Annotated in this window: 19 protein-coding genes; 4 read left to right on the forward strand and 15 right to left on the reverse strand. The window is 36.6% G+C overall.

Annotation, left to right across the window (positions count from 1 at the left end):
* The first annotated feature begins 278 nt into the window (after nucleotides 1-278).
* Entirely contained in the window at nucleotides 279-419 is a 141-nt protein-coding gene (locus K0B81_04640) for a hypothetical protein (GenBank protein ID MBW6515890.1), read from the forward strand.
* Between the two features lie 126 nt (nucleotides 420-545).
* Here the strand turns inward: K0B81_04640 and K0B81_04645 are convergent, their stop codons facing one another.
* The 15 genes from K0B81_04645 to K0B81_04715 form a co-directional block, all read right to left on the reverse strand.
* Nucleotides 546-2,540, reverse strand: a complete 1,995-nt coding sequence (locus K0B81_04645; GenBank protein MBW6515891.1) for a hypothetical protein — start codon at nucleotides 2,538-2,540, stop codon at nucleotides 546-548.
* Between the two features lies 1 nt (nucleotide 2,541).
* Nucleotides 2,542-3,819: a hypothetical protein gene (locus K0B81_04650; protein MBW6515892.1), complete on the reverse strand. Its 1,278-nt coding sequence runs from the start codon at nucleotides 3,817-3,819 to the stop codon at nucleotides 2,542-2,544.
* An 8-nt stretch (nucleotides 3,820-3,827) separates the two neighbouring features.
* Nucleotides 3,828-5,327 carry a hypothetical protein gene (locus K0B81_04655; protein MBW6515893.1) on the reverse strand — a complete coding sequence of 500 codons (1,500 nt, stop codon included), beginning with the start codon at nucleotides 5,325-5,327 and terminating at the stop codon, nucleotides 3,828-3,830.
* Between the two features lie 62 nt (nucleotides 5,328-5,389).
* The gene (locus K0B81_04660; GenBank protein ID MBW6515894.1) at nucleotides 5,390-6,448 is read right to left on the reverse strand and encodes a radical SAM protein; all 1,059 of its coding nucleotides are present in this window, start codon (nucleotides 6,446-6,448) and stop codon (nucleotides 5,390-5,392) included.
* Nucleotides 6,445-7,218 carry a ribonuclease III gene (rnc, locus tag K0B81_04665; protein MBW6515895.1) on the reverse strand — a complete coding sequence of 258 codons (774 nt, stop codon included), beginning with the start codon at nucleotides 7,216-7,218 and terminating at the stop codon, nucleotides 6,445-6,447. The genes K0B81_04660 and rnc overlap by 4 nt, the downstream gene beginning before the upstream one ends.
* A 124-nt stretch (nucleotides 7,219-7,342) precedes the next feature.
* Nucleotides 7,343-8,581, reverse strand: a complete 1,239-nt coding sequence (fabF, locus tag K0B81_04670) for a beta-ketoacyl-ACP synthase II (GenBank protein MBW6515896.1) — start codon at nucleotides 8,579-8,581, stop codon at nucleotides 7,343-7,345.
* Nucleotides 8,582-8,735: 154 nt separating this feature from the next.
* A complete protein-coding gene (locus K0B81_04675; GenBank protein MBW6515897.1) occupies nucleotides 8,736-8,969 on the reverse strand; it encodes an acyl carrier protein in 234 nt (77 codons plus the stop codon).
* 18 nt (nucleotides 8,970-8,987) lie between these two features.
* A complete protein-coding gene (gene fabG / locus K0B81_04680) occupies nucleotides 8,988-9,728 on the reverse strand; it encodes a 3-oxoacyl-[acyl-carrier-protein] reductase (protein ID MBW6515898.1) in 741 nt (246 codons plus the stop codon).
* The gene (gene fabD / locus K0B81_04685; GenBank protein MBW6515899.1) at nucleotides 9,728-10,618 is read right to left on the reverse strand and encodes an ACP S-malonyltransferase; all 891 of its coding nucleotides are present in this window, start codon (nucleotides 10,616-10,618) and stop codon (nucleotides 9,728-9,730) included. The genes fabG and fabD overlap by 1 nt, the downstream gene beginning before the upstream one ends.
* Before the next feature lie 134 nt (nucleotides 10,619-10,752).
* Complete coding sequence (locus K0B81_04690; protein ID MBW6515900.1) at nucleotides 10,753-11,748, reverse strand: ketoacyl-ACP synthase III; 996 nt, start codon at nucleotides 11,746-11,748, stop codon at nucleotides 10,753-10,755.
* A gap of 1 nt (nucleotide 11,749) precedes the next feature.
* Nucleotides 11,750-12,745: a phosphate acyltransferase PlsX gene (gene plsX, locus K0B81_04695; protein ID MBW6515901.1), complete on the reverse strand. Its 996-nt coding sequence runs from the start codon at nucleotides 12,743-12,745 to the stop codon at nucleotides 11,750-11,752.
* Nucleotides 12,745-12,927: a 50S ribosomal protein L32 gene (gene rpmF, locus K0B81_04700; protein MBW6515902.1), complete on the reverse strand. Its 183-nt coding sequence runs from the start codon at nucleotides 12,925-12,927 to the stop codon at nucleotides 12,745-12,747. Before rpmF ends, plsX begins: the two co-directional genes overlap by 1 nt.
* Nucleotides 12,928-13,066: 139 nt before the next feature.
* Nucleotides 13,067-14,248, reverse strand: coding sequence for a phosphatase PAP2 family protein (locus K0B81_04705; protein MBW6515903.1), 1,182 nt, complete (start codon nucleotides 14,246-14,248; stop codon nucleotides 13,067-13,069).
* Between the two features lie 94 nt (nucleotides 14,249-14,342).
* Entirely contained in the window at nucleotides 14,343-15,080 is a 738-nt protein-coding gene (locus K0B81_04710; GenBank protein MBW6515904.1) for a polysaccharide deacetylase family protein, read from the reverse strand.
* Nucleotides 15,061-16,065 carry a hypothetical protein gene (locus K0B81_04715; GenBank protein MBW6515905.1) on the reverse strand — a complete coding sequence of 335 codons (1,005 nt, stop codon included), beginning with the start codon at nucleotides 16,063-16,065 and terminating at the stop codon, nucleotides 15,061-15,063. Before K0B81_04715 ends, K0B81_04710 begins: the two co-directional genes overlap by 20 nt.
* 308 nt (nucleotides 16,066-16,373) lie before the next feature.
* Between K0B81_04715 and K0B81_04720 the strand changes: the two genes are divergently transcribed.
* From K0B81_04720 to K0B81_04730, 3 genes are all read left to right on the forward strand, one after another.
* Entirely contained in the window at nucleotides 16,374-17,027 is a 654-nt protein-coding gene (locus K0B81_04720) for a hypothetical protein (protein MBW6515906.1), read from the forward strand.
* Nucleotides 17,028-17,075: 48 nt separating this feature from the next.
* A complete protein-coding gene (locus tag K0B81_04725; GenBank protein ID MBW6515907.1) occupies nucleotides 17,076-17,816 on the forward strand; it encodes a hypothetical protein in 741 nt (246 codons plus the stop codon).
* Nucleotides 17,817-18,167: 351 nt separating this feature from the next.
* The gene (locus K0B81_04730; protein MBW6515908.1) at nucleotides 18,168-18,815 is read left to right on the forward strand and encodes a type 1 glutamine amidotransferase; all 648 of its coding nucleotides are present in this window, start codon (nucleotides 18,168-18,170) and stop codon (nucleotides 18,813-18,815) included.
* Nucleotides 18,816-18,868 lie beyond the last annotated feature (53 nt).

An 18,868-nucleotide genomic window follows, 5' to 3' on the forward strand; every position in this document is an offset into this window, starting at 1 on the left:
CCCAGAGCACCTAAATTGCTTGTTGAAGAGTAGGGGGTAGCAAGTCCATTAAAAGGGCAAAGCAGGGATTAGACCACAGAGACACAGAGAGCACAGAGAAAAATTAAGATGCACAAGGTGAAGAAAAAGTCTTTTATCATGCCCCGCAGGGGTATGAAATATGATAGCCAGACACTTCAGTGTCTGGTTATGGATGATATTCTCAACGGATCTTTTCCCACCCACCAGCCAGCATGGGTCTTCGGCACTTACCTGCGAATAAAGTCGCAGGCTATCATATGGCATCCATAAAGGGTGCTTTCGGAGACAAGCAAGGAAAAGAATTAACCACGGAGGCACAGAGGGCACAGAGAACACTGAGAAAAGACCGAGATGCTCCAGCGGAAGGAATAGCAGGAAGAAATGGAACACGGATTTAACAGAAATATCAGATTAAACTGATGAAAAAACTATGTAGGGACGGTTGACTTCGTCGAGCTCGGAAGCAGCCACGAAGATGATTATTCCTCGGTTCACGAACCGCCCTTTTTTTATCTTGAATAATTTTATAGTAGTCCCCATTTTTTACGTAAAAATAGTTCGGTACAAAAAGCAAGCAGGAATAGCGTAATGATCAGCCAATGCCGGTAGAGAGGGATTTCGCGTCTTATTCTCTCGGTTGAATGTACAGCTCTATCAAGATCAAAGTTTTGTAGATCTTGTTCAAGTAGTATTGAGCCATTTGTTTGCCTCGAAATGTAAGCCAATAGTGGAAAGTTAAAGCCACGATTACGCCTTTCGGCATCGAGATCAGAAACTATGAAACTTCCCTCAGCACGATTACCTGTTATATCTTCTATAATTTCGTATCTAAAATTCCCTGCAGATAATTGTTCCAGAGTAAGGTAATAATAGCGATTATCAAAGGTAAGAAATTCTTCCAGAACAATATTATCATCTTCGTCATAAAGTAAGATTTTCGGATTTAAACCGTGATGAATAGAGAGAGTTTCATCATAAGCGGTCAATCTGATATTGATAGCTTCGCCCAGAAAATAGCTATTCTTATCAGACATAACTATGAAATTTGATTCGCTTGGGTTACTGAGCCAAGAGGTAACATTTAAGATAAAATCATTATACTTTTCACCTTCACCTCGTAGTTGCCAACGCCAGAGATTATAGAAGGTCAAACTAAGAACTCTTCCCTGTTTATAGTCGTTATAGATAACAGCAGCACTCTGTTCGTCATTATTGAGTTTTGCCAAGATAGTAGTCTGTAACAAAGGTTCGACGTAGAGATAATCAATTGTCGGGATCTGATTTGGTGTGATATCTGCAAAGGTTTGAAAACGCCTGGTTTCAGGAGTAAGGGAAAGAGTGCTACGGAAGGTCTGATTGATCGTAGTCCCTCTGACCCCGAGGATGTTTTCCAGTGAAGATAAGGGATTACCGATAAAAAGCAAGCCACCACCATTGCCAAGAAATCTATCCAGAAGCTCAATTTGAGCAGTAGTTAAGTTAAGGTTACCATTGTTTATGATAATCAGCATCTGTAAATGTTCAGGGAAAATATCTCCGAAGGGGACAGTATCTATACCACTATAAATTGTACCTCTATGGTTATGAAAAACCTTAACATCCTTCCGTTCATCTCGACGCAGAGCATTATTAAGGAACTTGACTTCCCAATTTAGATTATCGGTCAGAATATAGACTCCGGAACGCTTATCAAGTACTCTGATAGCACCCGGATAGACATTATTGTCCTTATTGTGTTCTTCCTCTTTGGCTTCGATCTCAGCTCTTATCGGGAAAAGTCCGGCACTGTTGAAAACATGACTAAAACTTATCTGTTGCAGATTGTCATCGGCGAAGTTAACTACTTGTTTATCAACTAATCTATCATTGATATATAAAGATAGATCAGCTTCACCATCGTAATTATCGGCAAAAATATCAACAATAATAATGTTCTCATCTTCGGTGTAGGCAGTCGGATTATAAAAGAGAGAATTAATACCGACATCAAATTCATCGTGCTCATAATCAGGATGAATTGTCCAGATTGGAACATTCAGGCGAGTTACAATATCGAGTTGCTGATCAGTAAACCAGCCATCAGAAAGAAGAAATATTCTGTCTATATGTTGTAGATTTACCTGCTTCGCCATATCCTGTAGAGATTTAGTCAGATTAGTTGATGTTTTGCTACCATTGATTCCATAGGCAAAATACAGATTCACAAGTTCATAATCATTGTTTTTTATTTCAGGTTCAAGAGTTTTCTGAAAACTCTGCATTAGTTCTGATTTTGTTACTTTTCCTGCTGGTAGGCCCATACTGTATGAGTTATCAGTTAAAAAAATGACTTTGTTTCTGTTTGTTATCGATCTACTGAAATTGAGGATCGGATTAAATAGTAGAATTAGTAGAATAACCACAGCAATTGTTCTGAGAGCAAATAAGAGGATCTTTCTTAATTTTGATATTTCAGGTATTGTTTGACGATAGTAGTAGTAAATGAGTAAAAGAGCAGGAATTAGAAGAAGAAATATCATCTTAGAATCTCCATTTGGAAGAAATTGCAACTGCTATACCTTTGGAATAGGTGCTTGGTATTAAGGCACCGATAGAATTTATTCCTAAGTTGAATTCAAAGCTCTTTGTTTCAAAACCTAATCCGTATGTCAGATTATAAGGTTCCGCACCTAGACCGGGTCTAAATCCCATTCTTAGAGGAATGTAAGGTGTTAGATAATATTCTGTACCCATAGATATTTCCGGTGTTTTACTTGTTAGAACGCTGTTAACATAGCCCTGTTTCCAATCAAGTGAAAGATCAACATTCTCTAAACGATATAAAACCGATATTCGCGTAAAGACGGGCAGATAGGTCTTAAAATGTCCGATCTCTTCTTTTATCTCGCTATGATCAAAGATATCTTCGTCAAGATCAATAATATAGAGACTATCAATAGAGGCAGAATAGTATCTTCTTTCTGTATTAGAAGTCCAGTTGATAAAACCGGCAAGATTGTCTATGGATAAGCCGATGCTAAGGTTTTCGTTGATGTCTGAACGGAATCCAATCATAGATTTGAATCCATAGCCCGACAAACCATTTTTCATAGTAATATTCTGCTCCAGTTGGACCCCATCATCGGAAACATTGAGAATTCCTTCATAATCTTCGGTTGTTAATACTCCTAATCCTGTAAGATAACTCAAAGCAATCCCAGTATGTATTAGATAATCAATTAAGATAAAAGAATAGGGACTAAAACCGATAGTAAAATCAATATATCCTAATGCTTCCAGATTATTTTTATCTTTACCAAAACTATATGAACGATCGTATTCATTTCCAAGTAGAAGTAGCTCAACATATTTTGCCGAGAGATTGCCTTGAGCAAAGAGGTTGATTTTAGAAGAGATGGCAAATCTATTGAAGGAAAATCCTAATAGATAATGAGAAAATGAAGAGTTGACCAATAGGCGATTTTGAAGACTATTAACAATATCTTGTTTATCCTTGTCGGTAAGATAAGTGCCGTTGTAATCATTGTACTTGCCTATGGATAAAGCATTATTATTGAGAGAGATATATGAGTTAATTAGCATGATCTCAGTGTCATAAGTAGACGGATAGGCAAAATTTGCCGGATTCCAGTAATTAGCTTCACTACCCGAAGCCCTAAGAGAGTAGCTACCAGCCAGAGCGAGAGAACTACCTGAATAGGCAGAAAGGTTCAATGAAAGGCCAAGCAAAATTATCGCAATTAAGATGACTAATTGTACTTTTGTGGGATGAAGAAATCTCAGATATAATATATTCATAGTATCAATTACATATCCAGATCAACATTGAGATTAATACCCAATTTACTGATTAACCTTAAGTAGTTATCTGGAAGCACTGTAACAGTGCCAATACTCTCATCAAAAGTTATTTTGAAGGCATAATAGATGGTTTCGTTAAGAAAAAGTTCGATCTCTTGTCGTTCTAATAAGAAATCAATTTCATTTTTTGTAGGTTCTGAGTCATTAACTGCTCCTGAAACGTAATTCTCTGCAAATTTTATAGAATGAATCTCTGGATAGATATCGGGGTTAAAAATAAAAAGAGTATCTGAAACCTCACTGAAATAAATATCAATAGATAAACCCACAGGTATAGTGTTTTCTAAAGTTATATTGAGATATACCATTTCCGTATATTTCTCAATATAATCTCGATTAGTTTCTGTAATTTCTAAAGTATAAATTGAGTCAGGTACAACAGTTTCATTGCTCACTGAAAAGATCGAGGGAGTTTTCAGAGTAAAACTACCACTGTTTTTGTCGGATGCTAAGGCAAATCCAGGCATCTGATCAGAATTACCTAATATGAAGTAAGATTCTTCGATTAACATCTCTTCTGGGAAGATATTGATCAGATCTGTTACTTCCGGTTTTGTGATACTGACAGTTGTTGTAGTTGGAGTATCAATACCTACTGCTCTGTAAAAAACAACCAGATCTTCTTCAGTTATATAGAGTGCATAGATCTTTTGGTCTTTTTCATTCACACCGGTTATTGTGCCTATAAATTGAGTGTCAAAACCGAGTTCATTGCTGAAAGTCAACTCTAAAGTTCCTTCATCAAACTGGAAGGCATTCGAGATATTAATGGGGAAATTTATATCATTAGCAAGTATTGTATCATTTAGACGGATTCTTTTATTTTCCAGATAACCACGAAAATAGGAAAAATATAAAGGTTCATCAAAAAAAATACGCAGATAAAGCAAATCATAGAAAAATTCTTCAGAAGTAGTTTGTACAAAAAACTCCAGATAGTCAAGCACTTGATCATTCTCTACATCTCCGATCGAAAAGCCACTGAGGTCAAAGCTGTATACGGAGGTAGTAAAGTCAGTGATCCTCACCTGAAATGGTTGTCCTTCCTGGTCTAAGATATCGTAACATATTATCTCCATTTCTTCAATTTCAGGTCTGGGATCAATTATTTCTATCTTAAAAATACCCTCTTCTAATACTCCATGGATCAGTTCAATATCTTCCAGTTCGATGCCTGTTTCATCAATGTAAAGTGGTATAATATTTCCTGTTTCGAAAGAAGAGATTGGTGTAATATCGGTTGTTTTCGGATTTATACTGATCTCAGATGCAGCAATATCACTCTCCAGATCATCACAATAGACGAGAAACATTTCTTCACCATCCATTATGAAATGGGATTCGTCTTCTAATTCATAAACATGAAACATTCTGTTCATTAAGGGTACATTGAAGTCAACATTCCAAGAAAGCCCAGTAAACTCCTTTGGTAGAGCACAATGCATTAAAATCGCAGCGATAAAAATTAAACATATAAAGAAGACTATTTTCCGTATCATTTTGCATATTACCATAGAAAATCGGGCTTACTTTCAATTAAGAAGGCCATTTCTTTTTCAATTTTGTCGTCTAAGATAACCGGTAGCTTATTAATAGGCAAGTTTTTTTTGATTTTTTTTAACAGATACTCATCATCCCTCTTAAAGAGGGAAATAGCTCGGGTTGAGATAAGATAAGATCTGTTTGGTTGATAAGAATTGATGATATTTTTATACAGTATTTCCTGCGAGACAAGTTCTCCGAATGCAGGATGATAAGGTCCAGCAATAATGGTATCGGGTAAATCTGGAATCTTCAATGAGATAGGATTATTCTCTGTATGGTATTTAGTTGTTTGCGTCACTGAATCTGCAGATAGATCTGAATGTAATCCTATCTTGATTACTTTGATAGCAGCTTTTCTGAATTTAATGGTCATTTCGGCAGAAATACGGATAGCTTCTTCCAAAGCTAATGGTGCATAAATATCTGCCTGATACATCTCTGCCATTTCTGTATCTTTGAGTACCAATGTAGGATAAATACGGACAAAATTAGGTTGAAGTGATATTGTCTGTTTGATAGTATTCCGGATACTTTCTGCTGTCTCTCCTGGTAAACCGGGCATTAGTTGAATGCCTAATTTAATTCCTGCACTTTTTACTGCTCTGGAAGCCGCTATTGCTTCTGCTGAATTATAAGGTCTCTTTGTTTCAATTAATACATGATCATCGAAACTTTGTATTCCAAGTTCGATTGTAGTTATCCGGTTGTTCGCAGCGAAAGAGAGACTCTCCTTTGTAATACCATCAGGTCGGGTTGAAACTCTTATACCTTCAACAAAGGGGATAAAAGGTTTAATCTCGTTGAGCAATTCTTTTTGTTGTTTGTGACTTAGCAAAGTAAACGAACCACCATAAAAAGCAATTTCTTTTGCTATTTCTTGATATTTGACACAAAACTTGGATAGCTGCTCCCTAATCTTAATAAAATCGGGATTTACTGTCCGTGTAATAAGTTGTTGCTGACAATAAATACATCTGTTTTTACAACCGGCAAAGGGGATAAAGATGGGAAAAATCTTCATATTCCCAGTTTATGACAAGCTTCCCGAGCAGCATTTTGTTCAGCAGCTTTTTTAGTCATTCCGATGCCATGCCCGAGCTTCTCATTACTGAGATATACTACAACGGTAAACGTTTTTTTATGGTCTGGTCCTTCTGCAGAGACGGTTTTGTAGTCAGGAAGTTTCTGGTATTTAGATTGGCAGTATTCTTGAAGAATACTCTTATAATTGATATGAATTTCACTTAAGAGCTCTTTTTCAAAACCTTTCAATATGAAGTTAGTTATAAAATCTCTTGCCGCTTCTAAGCCACCATCAAGATAAATTGAACAAATCAAAGACTCCATCATGTTTGCTAATATCGATTTCTTTTCATATCCTTTTGATTTGAATTCTTCTTCTCCTAATCTGATATAAGAACCGAGATTGATCGTCTTTGCCTTCACAGACAGATAGTTTTCGGAGACGATATTTGATTTTAACTTGGAGAGATCGCCTTCAGCTTTGTCGCTATATTTATGAAAGAGAAATTCAACGGTAACCAAACCCAAGATAGCATCTCCAAAAAATTCCATCCTTTCATATTCAAATGGTTTAGAATGTCCGTTCTTATGTTTACTACAAGAACTGTGAGTCAAAGCGGTAGCTAAGAGTTGCGGATTTTTGAAAATATAGGATATAGTTGACTGGAGTTTGTTAAGATCAGTTTTCCTTGATATAAATGACGATACTGTCTGATCTTTTTTTTTTCGCGTTAAAGAGTTTTTAAAAAATGAGATTATTTTATTCATAGCTTCATCACTAAGGAAAAAAGGCGACTTGAGTCGCCCTACCTCAAAAAAGTTATTTTTACTTATTCAAAACATTTCGGTATATTTCTATAACCTATTTAAAATATCGAAAAGATCCAGAAGTTTAATATCTTTTCAATACAAGTACACTATTATGTCCACCGAAACCTAGAGAATTACTGATGGCGACATTTACAGTATGATTAATTGCTTTGTTGGGGACATAGTCAAGGTCACAGTCGGGATCAGGGAATTCGTAATTGATAGTAGGATGAATAACTCCTGTTTGAAAAGACATGATACAGGAAATTGCTTCTATACCTGCAGCAGCACCGAGAGTATGACCCAACATAGATTTAGTGGAATTTATTTTCAACTTATAAGCATGTTCACCAAAGACAGTTTTAATAGCAATTGTTTCGGTTTTATCATTTAATGGAGTAGAGGTACCATGGGCGCTGACAAAATCAACTTCTTCCGGTTTTAATCCTGCGTCATTAAGGGCATTCTCTATAGCAAGGACAGTACCACCACCATTTTCTTCGGGGGCAGTTATATGATAGGCATCTGAACTAGCACCAAACCCAATTACTTCAGCATAGATCTTGGCATTTCTTTTTAGGGCATGCTCTAATTCTTCCATTATTAGTAATGCTGCTCCCTCGCCCATAATGAATCCATCTCGTTCTTTGTCAAAGGGACGGCAAGCTCTGTGAGGTTCATCATTACGGGTACTCAGAGCTTTCATTGAACAGAAGCCACCCAGAGACAGAGGTGTCACTGCTGCTTCACTACCACCAGTAACAATCATATCGGCATCTCCGTATTGGATAGCCCTAAAAGCAGCACCCATAGCATGATTTGCCGAAGCACAAGCTGATACACAAGTATAGTTAACCCCTTTCAACCGATAGTCTATCGAAAGCTGTGCAGCAGCTATGTTGGATATCATTTTTGGTATAAAGAATGGGCTAATTCTTCTTGGACCGGCAGTAAACATCTTGTTTGCTTCTTCTTCGAAAGTTTGTATTCCGCCAATACCAGCACCAAGTATCACACCAAAACGATTAGCATCATATTGAGTATTTAAGATACCGCAATCTTCCATTGCCTGTCTACCGGCAATAAGAGCATATTGAGTATATAGGTCGAGTTTCTTAACACTCTTAGGTTCGAAATAATTCAAGGGGTCATAATCTTTGATCTCAGCAGCTATCTTACTCGATAATTCTGTTGTATCTAACTTGGTTATTAAAGCGATGCCACTCTCACCATTGATCAGTTTTCGCCAAGTGTCATTAACATTGTTTGCTAATGCATTTATAGCGCCTATTCCGGTTATGACTACTCGTTTTTTATTCATTATCTACTACCTCTTTAACATTATTTACATTTACAGAGTTATTCATTAAAAATGTATCTTTCTCTCTACGGGATCATTAATATAACTGTAGAGAATGAATGGCAAAGAAAATAATTGCTCAGCTGCATCAAGCAGCTGAGCAATTAACAAATAATTAACCCAATTTTCCTTTAAGATATTCGACAGCATCACCGACTGTCTTCATTTTTTCAGCATCTTCTTCCGGAATACTAATCTCAAATTCTTCTTCGAATTTCATGATCAGTTCAACGGTATCCAAAGAATCAGCACCTAAATCTTCAATAAATCTGGCTTCCTGAGTAATTTGTGCTTCGTCTACACTAAGTTCGTTAACAATTATCTCCTTAACTTTTGACAAAATGTCCATTGATTCCTCCTCTTCGTTTTACATAATTAAGCCACCATCAACATTGATGGTTTGACCTGTTATATAACTGGCATCTTCAGAAGCCAGGAATATACATACGTTTGCTACATCATCAGCAGTACCTGCTTTTTTCAAAGGGATAGATTCCAGATAGTTGCTTACAACTGTTTCAGGTAAATTGGCTGTCATTTCCGTTTGAATAAAACCGGGCGCTACAGCATTAACTCTAATATTTCTGGATGCAAATTCTTTAGCTGCTGACTTTGTTAAGGCAATCACACCACCTTTTGAAGCGGCATAATTAGCTTGACCGGCATTTCCCGAGATACCAATAACGGAGGAGATATTAATAATGACCCCTTCTCGTTGTTTCATCATAATGCGGCAGACTTTCTGGATACAATTAAAAGTTCCCTTCAGATTAACATTGATAACACTATCCCAGTCGTTTTCACTCATTTTCATGATGAGCATATCTCTCGTTATCCCGGCATTATTAACCAGAATATCTATTCTTGAATACTGACTAATAATCTCGGTAAAAACACTTTCAATACTTTGGGAGTCTGTAACATTAGCAGCAAAACCGACTGCTTTATATCCTTGGTCGTTTATTTTGCCAACGGCAGCATCAACTGCATCCTGATAAAGATCAATTATGACCGATAGTGCACCTTGACGGGCAAAAGCAGAAGCAATGGCAAATCCAATTCCTCTGGCACTTCCCGTAATAACAGCTACTTTATTCTCTAATCTCATCAATATTGCTCCAATGCATCCCTTACGTTTCTTAAATCCTGTATTGTATCTAAGCTTATAATTTCAACGTTTCTGTCAATCTTTTTAATCATTCCGGCAAGAACCTTCTTAGGTCCGAATTCTAAGAATAGATCAGTTCCCAAACTAATTAACTCATTTACACAATCTACCCATAAAACTGAAGATGTCACTTGGCGAGTCAAATTCTCTTTGATCTGTTGAGGAGAAGTATGGGCTTTGGCATCTACATTAGAGATTACAGGTATATCGGTCTCATTGAAGGTTAATTTATCCATTTCTTGGGCAAGCCATTCACTTGCTTGTGCTATTAAAGGCGAGTGGAATGGACCACCAACAGGTAGCGGTAAAGCTCGTTTTGCACCCTTTTGGGTTGCTAATTCACATGCTCTTTTAACACCATTTTCTGTTCCAGAAATAACAGTCTGTTCCGGGCTATTATAATTTGCCACAACTACCAATCCTTCAGAAGAAGCTTCTGTACAAATTTCATTTATGATTGAAGGTTCTAATCCTATGATAGCCGCCATTGCATAAGGGGTTCCCTGATTAGCTTTGATCATAAATTCACCACGTTTATGCACTAAATACAAAGCATCAGCAAAACTCAATACTCCATTTGCTACTAAAGCAGTTATCTCTCCTAATGAATGTCCGGCTACGAAATCGGGTTCAATTGATATGTATTTCTGTAATGCCTGTAGAGAAATTATGCTGTGAAATAGTATAGCCGGTTGGGTATATTTAGTCTGTCTAAGCTCTTCTTCAGGTCCTTCCTTGATAATCTTAGTTAAGTTTGTATTATTTTTTTTATCAAAATCTGTTAATACGTTGATTAATTCAGGAAACTGCTCAACAAAATCCATGCCCATTCCTATATATTGAGCACCCTGTCCCGGGAAAACAAAAGCAATTTTTTTATCTTTATAAGCCAAAGAAACCTCCTTATCTATGTGTATTTAGAGATGTGAGAGTTGTCGAAAAAATTGAAAAGTTATGAGGTCATCTAATAACGGAAAAGTATGCCACCCCAAGTTAATCCTGCACCAAAGGCAACTAATAGAACCAGGTCACCATGTCTGATCTTATTCGATCTTATGGCATCATCAAGAGCGATTGGGATCGTAGAAGAAGATGTATTGGCATATTTATCAATAGTTACAATGACTTTTTCTAAATCGATATTGAGTTTTTTACCGAGTGATTCAATAATTCTTAAATTAGCTTGATGAGGTATGAGCCAGTCTATTGATCTTATATCCAATCTGTTACGATGTAAGAGCGTCTCAGCACTTTCTTGCATTGATCTGACAGCAAGCTTAAAGATTTTATTACCTTCCATATATAGAGTATGTTTATTATCTCTCACTGTTTCCATGGTAGGTGGCATTCTTGAACCACCAGCTTGTATGATCAGTAGATCACCAAACGTTCCATCAGCACTCATATCAAAGTCAATGATTTTTGAAATGCTAGTTGGCTCTGTACGTGAGATAACAGCTGCTCCAGATCCATCACCAAAGAGAACGGCAGTGCCTCTGTCATCCCAATTGGTAATCCTTGAGAGAATCTCAACACCAACAACCAGTACGTTTTTTGCTTTCCCTGTCACTACAAATTGATGTCCGATACTGGCAGCATAAACAAAACCTGTACAACCGGCTGAGATATCAAAAGCCGGGCAGTTTTTTGTACCGAGTTTTTTTTGTAAAATGCATGCAGTTGATGGGAAAAGGTGGTCAGGGGAAATAGTGCCAACGATGATCATATCAATATCTTTCGGTTTGAGACCAGCAGCCTGAATGGCTATCTTTGAAGCCTCATAAGCCAAATCGGAAGAGGCTTCGCTTGGATCAGCTATTCTTCTTTCAAACATGCCTGTTCTTGTCTTTATCCACTCGTCACTTGTGTCGAGCATTTTCTCCAGATCGTAATTGTTTAAAATCTTCTTCGGAACGTACTTACCGGTTCCGGTAAACCTTGCTTCATATATGGCAATCATATTATACCTCTTCAAAATATTGTTGCACTTTATGAACAAAACCTGAGTTTGATATCTTGCAAGCAAATTTCAAGGCGTTCATTATTGCTTTTCCATTGGATCGTCCATGGGCGACAATAGGTAATCCATTAAGACCGACCAATAATGCTCCCCCATACTCTGTATGGTCAAGCTTTTTTTTAAGGTAACTATAGACAGGAAAAGATAAAAGAGCACCAATCTTAGCTACCCAATCTTTTTTAAACTGTTCTTTCATTATATCAAATATAGAGACAATTGCACCTTCAACGGTTTTTAATATTATGTTACCGACAAAACCATCACACACAACAACATCAGTAACTCCTTTTAGAAGATCTTTCCCTTCGATATTACCAATGAAATTAATCTTCTTCTCGGCAGCCAGTAGTGCATAAGTTGTTTTGATCAATTTACTTCCCTTAACGCTTTCTTCACCAATATTAAGTAGTGATACGCGAGGAGATTCGATATTTAACATCTCACGGGCATACAAACTACCAAGAATAGCAAAATGAACAAGATGCTCCGCTTCACAATCTACATTAGCGCCAACATCGAGTACAATTTCATAATTTTGTTGAGTAGGTAGTGGTAAAGCTATAGCAGGTCTATGGACATTTTTTACTCTGCCCAGTAGAAAAAGTGATGAAGCCATAACTGCCCCAGTATTGCCGGCACTGACAACAGCCTCGACTTCTCCATTTTTATGCAATTCCATTGCTCTTACTAATGATGAATCGGGTTTGTTTTTAGAAGACAAAGCAGCCGAATCTTCCATAGTAATTACTTGTCTGGCATCAACGACCTTTATGCGGTTTTTATCATAAAAATACTTACTTAGTTCTTTATTGATAACTTCTTCTTTCCCTACTAAATAAACGAAGTCACAATAATTTTCATAGATAGCTTTTACAGCACCTTCAACTTCCGGTGCTGGTGAATTATCGCTACCGTGAGCATCTAAAGCGATTCGCATTATTCTTTGACGATATTGATAAACTTCTTTCCTTTATAGTGCCCACATTTTTCGCATATATTATGAGGACGCATTGCTTCATTGCAATGAGGACAAGTAGTCCACACAGGCATTTCTGCCTTTTGATGAGTTCGACGCTTATTTCGTCTGGCTCTTGAAGTTTTCCTCTTTGGTACTGGCATCCTAACTCCTTGTTATATTTTATCTTTAGGTTATTTTTTGTTCAATCTGACTATGTTTTTTATTACTGGTTTAGCTGTCAAGGAAATAGAAGCTAACTGATTACTCATATATTTGCTATATCATTACTGGAGATTGTAGTTAGTTTTCTATTATAACTCGTGGAGAGATATGCAGTTGATTTTGTTTTGAGACTACTTCGAAGTGTTGAAGGTGTTGTGATTCCAGAGGATAAAATTGTCCTTTCTGAACAGTGATAAGATAGGCAGTATTATTATCTGGAGCTAAAGTGAGAGTGATCTGGTTATTGAGTTCTGTGAATAATCCCTTTTGATAAATAAAGAGTTCTGTATAGGTAGTATCCTGACTAGTTCTAACATGCTTAGTATAATCTATTTTGCTACCGGGGAAACCAAATCCTTGTGCTTGATAAGTCAGATCAAGTGAATCTGATAACTCAAAGCTTATTGCTCCTCTTTCAACCTCAATCTTAACAAAATTAAAGTTTGTTTCTGATAACGATAAGTTAATTTGCTTAGTTTTATAATAAGGGGTTGCTAAAAGAAGCAAGTAAACAGATATAGGGATTAAGGCAAGTAACAGTATAATGGCAGGTTTACTGATCTTGCTGTTTAACTCTTTTGTACTGTACAGGTTTGCTTCCATACCTAAGAGATGATACAGTAGGAATGAAATCAAGTAAAGGAATCCGGCAGTCCACAAGACATCACTGGCAAAATGACCTCCCTGTGCAATACGGGCAAGACCTATTAGAGAGCCAAAAGCTAAGGCAAACAACAAAGATATGTTTGCGAGCTTCCGATTTTTTCCCCTGAAAATGAAATAGAAGACGAAGAAAAAATAGCCCATTGAAGCATGACCACAAGGAAATGAATTCCCAGTTCCACTGATCCCTTTATTCCATACCCTGAGATGTTGTTCGTTACCCCCGAATTCTGTAATATGTCGTGGTCTTGGTCTGCCCCAGTGTTCTTTATAAACGGCATTTACGACTAAACCAGGTCCGATTAGCATTGTCAGAATGATAAAAAAGTTAATCTTTCTGTAGATAGCGTATTTTTTGTTTTTAATCCCCACAACAAGAAAAACAATGGCTCCTATTACTGTAAGTATTGCTGGAATATTACCGTAATAGTATATAAGTCTGAATAAAAGTAGATTGTAGAGAAACCAACCCTCAGTTTGGGAAAAGAAGAGACGTTGAATTCTAATATCAAGGTCTGTAGTGCGGAAAATGTAAGTCCCAACAAAGAGAATAACCAATAGAATAGCCAGTTCCCTAATAGCCAGTTTTCTATTCATACATTTCCTTAGAATGATTTATCATTTTCAAAGCAAAGTTAGATATACGAGTTCTGGTTAATCGTCAAGCAAATATATCTGTGAGCTTTATACCTTATCTCAATAATTCTGCTGCCTCTTTCAATGTTATCAGTGTTAGACCTTGATCCTTGATAAAGTGCATGATCTGGATAAAGTCTTCTTCAGCACAACTGTGAGTATGTTCAGGATCATTGAAACGATGAAAACCTATGACAATTAGAGCTTCTTTATTAAGTATTCCTTCTGAGATCCTCGTTATGGCATCTTGGGCAGTGAAATGTGTTAAATAGGGGAAATAGCCAATATGCCATCTATCAATAGGGTAACGCATTCTGGAATCAATGCTGTTTCGGATATTCTTATAAAACCGTTTAATAATTTGATAATCTCGCTCTGTAGCATGCCCTCGGGGTAAAACAAAAGTATCGTGACTTAATCCCCTTTCTTTAAGATTTAACCAATCCTGTTCAATTTCATAAAGTGCTTCATCATCATCACAATCAGGTAAATTGGCATGATTAAGAGTATGACCAGCAGTTTCCCAGCCCATAGAAAACTCCAATTCCTCAACCTGTTGCCAAGTCAAATTACCTGTTCTTCCTATCCTGTTTGTATTGATAGCATTGGTAGCCTTAAAACCGTGCTGTTGCATAATAGGTAGGGCAATATCGTAGATGCTTGAATGCTGATCATCAAAAGTGATAACGATATATGTCTTTGCTAATCTTCTTTCTTCATCCCATGAGCAAGAGAGAAGAGTTAACATAATGACAGCAATAAGCAGAATAGACCTAAAAAGGATACTTTTCATTTATTTTGACTTGAAACCCCAAAGAGTAGTAATTCCTATTTGTTTTAGGTAGATGAGTTGCACCATTTATCCCTAAAGAAAAACTTTCTGTAAAACTATAAGAAATGATAGCTGTCAGCTTGCTTTTTCTAAGATCATTAGCTGAAGTGTGGCTGAAAATCAGTGTGTTATTTAAACTTTTTAATTGATATGTTGTTAAAAGCGAATAATCTTGCCATGAAGAAAAACCACGATATTCTTTAGCATAGAAGAAATTGCCTCCGGCGATTAACTCCGGTGTGAAGGAGAAGAGCAACTCAGAATAAGTAAGATAGTTAGTTTTTTTAAATACTGAGTTCAAGTGTTGCCATGACTGGGAATGAAAAAATTCAACATAGGTTGTCTGTAATTCTGTTTCGAAGCCGATAGAATGCATTGTTTTATTAAAGTTATTGTCTCTTCCTGTATGTAAATAGAACAGTTTGATTGATAATGGATTCAAATTCCATTTTAAAGCAGAAGTACCGATAACAGTATTATGTTTGTTACCCCCCAAAAAATGAGCTGCAGTAATGTGATATAATAGTTTATGTTCTAAATTAATGCCGGAAAATCTATAATCTCCCAACCTATGAAGTCGATAATCAGGATTGGTCAAATCCTGTTCAAAATATTCGGATGCCTTTCCATAACCTAAGTTGTCAATAAGATAAGCTAACTGCCAATTATTAAACCCCTCGTAGGATACTTGCAGTTTCTTCAATCCGATTGTGTAATCAGTTAAATTTTCAGAATAGTTCAAGGTTACAGCTAGATTTAGATTATCCACACTGATATTCTTTAAGCCAAACCTTACATCTTGAACATCATAATAGTTGAATTCTTTATCTGTGCGCTCCGGATAATAGTAGCTACCAATAAACGAATTAATATCAACAAAGAAAACCGCTGAACAATTAAGTGATATCACATAGCTGAGCAGTAACAGAATAACAATCCTTTTCATTGTTTGACTCCTTATCAAGCTCTCCGGTTAGAGAGAAAATTGTCAATAAACTTAACAGGGTTAACTAATGAGTAGATCGTAAAGATTAGTCTTTCTTTGAGAAACAGAGTCTATTATTTCAATCAACAAAGAGCAAGATATCATCATAGAGAATATCTAGCTACCGGTCTAAGTATATATAGAGATTTTTTATTGACACGAGAAAAAGGATTATTATCTATAAGAATAGATAATTACTCTCCGGAATGCACCAATATTTTAGTGATAAATTATACTGAAGGGAGTAATACAAATCTCCGGAGGTATTTATGAAAAAAACTATTCTCTTAATCATTCTAATGATTCCTTTGCTTTCCTATGCTAATACTTACAGAGTGGGTGATCATGATTTATTGCTGATGCCCACTGCTTATACTATGCCGCAGCATGATTCCTATTTTACTGTGTATGAGGTATTCTTTTTGAATTATGTTTACGGGATAACCAACAGTACTCATTTAGGTGCCTTTACCTTGTTTCCGATCGTTAAAGAGGCTTTCGAGACCATAACAATTGGAGCAAAACAAAACTATTTAAGTACTGACTATCTGGAATCAGCTCTCTTTACATCATATACATTTAAAACATCGACATATTCGTTGGGCAATGTGTTTAGTCTCAGTAAAAATCGTGGAAACAGCCTTCATGTGGCATTAATGTTTTTCGTGCCTGAAAAAGATATTACAGGACAATTTGTAGTAATGGGAGGTTACCGTTTTGATCCTTCCGATAAAATCTCATTAATAGTTGAATATGCTAATATGACTCGTTTGTTTGAAGAAGATTTTAACGGACTGATCTCCTTTGGTGTCAGATTTCGTTCGACGAATATGTCATGGGAGCTTGGTGGGATCAGACCTTTAGAGGATACAGGTGATTTCATTATGTTTCCGTTACTGAAAGCTACATATCATTTTCATTAGAACAAAAATGTATTATATTGAAAGGTAATAAAACTAAGCGAGGTTGCTTTGAAAAAGACTATATTGCTGACTTGGTTGTTCTTGATAACTTTTGCTACAGCTGGTTACGCCTTTCTATCAGCTGATATTGAAAGTGGAATCTTTATTCCTGGATACAATGATGTTCGCATTCCGGGAAAAGGAGATGCCACAAAATTCTCACTGACTGAAGAATTGGATGCAGGCATTGGCTTTTATTATAGATTAAATCTGCATTATAGATTTAAAGAAAGGCATCGTTTTTCATTACTCTATGCACCACTAACGATAGAACCGGAAGGTGAATTAGATAGAGATATTAGTTTTCAGGGAGAGGTCTTTGAAGCAGGTGAAAAGCTTTCTGCAATTTATCGGTTTGATTCTTATCGTTTGCAATATCGCTATTATTTTCGTAATCAAGATCGCATTATCAAAGGTGTTGGACTAACCTTAAAGGTTCGAGATGCTGAGATCTCGATTCAATCTGAGGAGCAATCAGCAACAAAACTTGATACTGGGGTAGTACCATTGATAAATTTTCATTTAGGATACACTATAACACCCCGAATTACTTTGGATATGGACGGTGAAGCCCTCTTCTCTCCTTATGGTAGAGCAGCCGATGTTCTGCTGGCTTTGATTTACGAGATCAACAGAAAATCTTATGTCAGAGTTGGATACAGGGTTCTTGAAGGTGGTTCTGACGTTGATGAGGTTTATACATTTGCTCTATTCAACTATCTGGCGGTGGGATTGAGAATCAATTTCTAGTTGAACAACCTCTTCTTGAAATAACTCATCGGAATACATATAAAGTAATTAGCCCTAAAGACAATAATAGTCCACCTAATTCAGCAACACTTAGTTAACAAAGAAAGTATTTTGTATATAATTAATAATCGATAAATAGATTGGAAACAGTATTATTAAAAATTATCTGTAATTCTGAAGCACAAGTGACGTTAACTATATAGATAATATATAAGTTAAGGATGGAGGTTATCTTTGTTGGGAGAATTAATTTAAGTTCTATCATCTCTACAATTGGGTTAGTTTTTAGCTTGTATAACTCTAATTCTAATACTATTCGAAAGAACGATTAACTAATACTAAGGAGGTTTTATGAAAGCATTAAAAACATTGAAGGGAATAATTATCTCGATCGCAGCTATTGCAACATTTGCCTTAGTCTCCTGTGCCCCGGAGATTGAAGAGCCGGTAGAAGTATCAGCCAATTATGTACCGGAAAACCCTCATCTGGATGCTAAAGGGAGAATATTGATCATTACAGAGAACAATTTTAATGATCTGGAATTGTTCTACCCATTGTATCGGTTTATAGAAGAGGGATACGCTGTTACGGTAGCTTCACTGGAAGGGACAGCAGTAGTTGGTTACAATTCTGCTCCATTGCCTTCAACAACTCCTATAGAACAGATAGAGCCCGAGTTCTATCAGGCACTATATCTACCCGGTGGAAGAGCTCCTCAGCTTTTACGCCGTGATGAGCGAGTGTTAGAAGTTGTTCGACATTTTGTAGAAACAAATAAGCCAATAGGTGCTATTTGTCATGGTCCCCAGATATTGATCTCAGCCGGTGTAGTTGAAGGAAAACGGATTGCTGCTTGGCCAGGTATAGCAGAAGAAGTAACGGATGCGAGTGCTCAGTTTATTAATGAGGCAACGGTAGTTGATGGTCAGTTCGTTACTGCTCGTAAGCCGGGCGACCTTCCAACACATCTCTATCACTTCATGAATTTAATACGCTGACCACATTAGCATCAGGTAGGAAGTTCATATTCCTACCTGATGCTTTTGAATCC

The organism is Candidatus Cloacimonadota bacterium, from assembly GCA_019429305.1.
GTDB lineage: Bacteria > Cloacimonadota > Cloacimonadia > Cloacimonadales > JAJBBL01 > JAHYIR01.

Excerpts from the sequence above, each read along its gene's own strand:
- K0B81_04640 (MBW6515890.1), top strand. The coding sequence starts at position 279 with ATGGCATCCATAAAGGGTGCTTTCGGAGACAAGCAAGGAAAAGAATTA.
- K0B81_04645 (MBW6515891.1), bottom strand. The coding sequence starts at position 2,540 with ATGATATTTCTTCTTCTAATTCCTGCTCTTTTACTCATTTACTACTAC.
- K0B81_04650 (MBW6515892.1), bottom strand. The coding sequence starts at position 3,819 with ATGAATATATTATATCTGAGATTTCTTCATCCCACAAAAGTACAATTA.
- K0B81_04655 (MBW6515893.1), bottom strand. The coding sequence starts at position 5,327 with ATGCATTGTGCTCTACCAAAGGAGTTTACTGGGCTTTCTTGGAATGTT.
- K0B81_04660 (MBW6515894.1), bottom strand. The coding sequence starts at position 6,448 with ATGAAGATTTTTCCCATCTTTATCCCCTTTGCCGGTTGTAAAAACAGA.
- rnc (MBW6515895.1), bottom strand. The coding sequence starts at position 7,218 with ATGAATAAAATAATCTCATTTTTTAAAAACTCTTTAACGCGAAAAAAA.
- fabF (MBW6515896.1), bottom strand. The coding sequence starts at position 8,581 with ATGAATAAAAAACGAGTAGTCATAACCGGAATAGGCGCTATAAATGCA.
- K0B81_04675 (MBW6515897.1), bottom strand. The coding sequence starts at position 8,969 with ATGGACATTTTGTCAAAAGTTAAGGAGATAATTGTTAACGAACTTAGT.
- fabG (MBW6515898.1), bottom strand. The coding sequence starts at position 9,728 with ATGAGATTAGAGAATAAAGTAGCTGTTATTACGGGAAGTGCCAGAGGA.
- fabD (MBW6515899.1), bottom strand. The coding sequence starts at position 10,618 with ATGGGCATGGATTTTGTTGAGCAGTTTCCTGAATTAATCAACGTATTA.
- K0B81_04690 (MBW6515900.1), bottom strand. The coding sequence starts at position 11,748 with ATGATTGCCATATATGAAGCAAGGTTTACCGGAACCGGTAAGTACGTT.
- plsX (MBW6515901.1), bottom strand. The coding sequence starts at position 12,745 with ATGCGAATCGCTTTAGATGCTCACGGTAGCGATAATTCACCAGCACCG.
- rpmF (MBW6515902.1), bottom strand. The coding sequence starts at position 12,927 with ATGCCAGTACCAAAGAGGAAAACTTCAAGAGCCAGACGAAATAAGCGT.
- K0B81_04705 (MBW6515903.1), bottom strand. The coding sequence starts at position 14,248 with ATGAATAGAAAACTGGCTATTAGGGAACTGGCTATTCTATTGGTTATT.
- K0B81_04710 (MBW6515904.1), bottom strand. The coding sequence starts at position 15,080 with ATGAAAAGTATCCTTTTTAGGTCTATTCTGCTTATTGCTGTCATTATG.
- K0B81_04715 (MBW6515905.1), bottom strand. The coding sequence starts at position 16,065 with ATGAAAAGGATTGTTATTCTGTTACTGCTCAGCTATGTGATATCACTT.
- K0B81_04720 (MBW6515906.1), top strand. The coding sequence starts at position 16,374 with ATGAAAAAAACTATTCTCTTAATCATTCTAATGATTCCTTTGCTTTCC.
- K0B81_04730 (MBW6515908.1), top strand. The coding sequence starts at position 18,168 with ATGAAAGCATTAAAAACATTGAAGGGAATAATTATCTCGATCGCAGCT.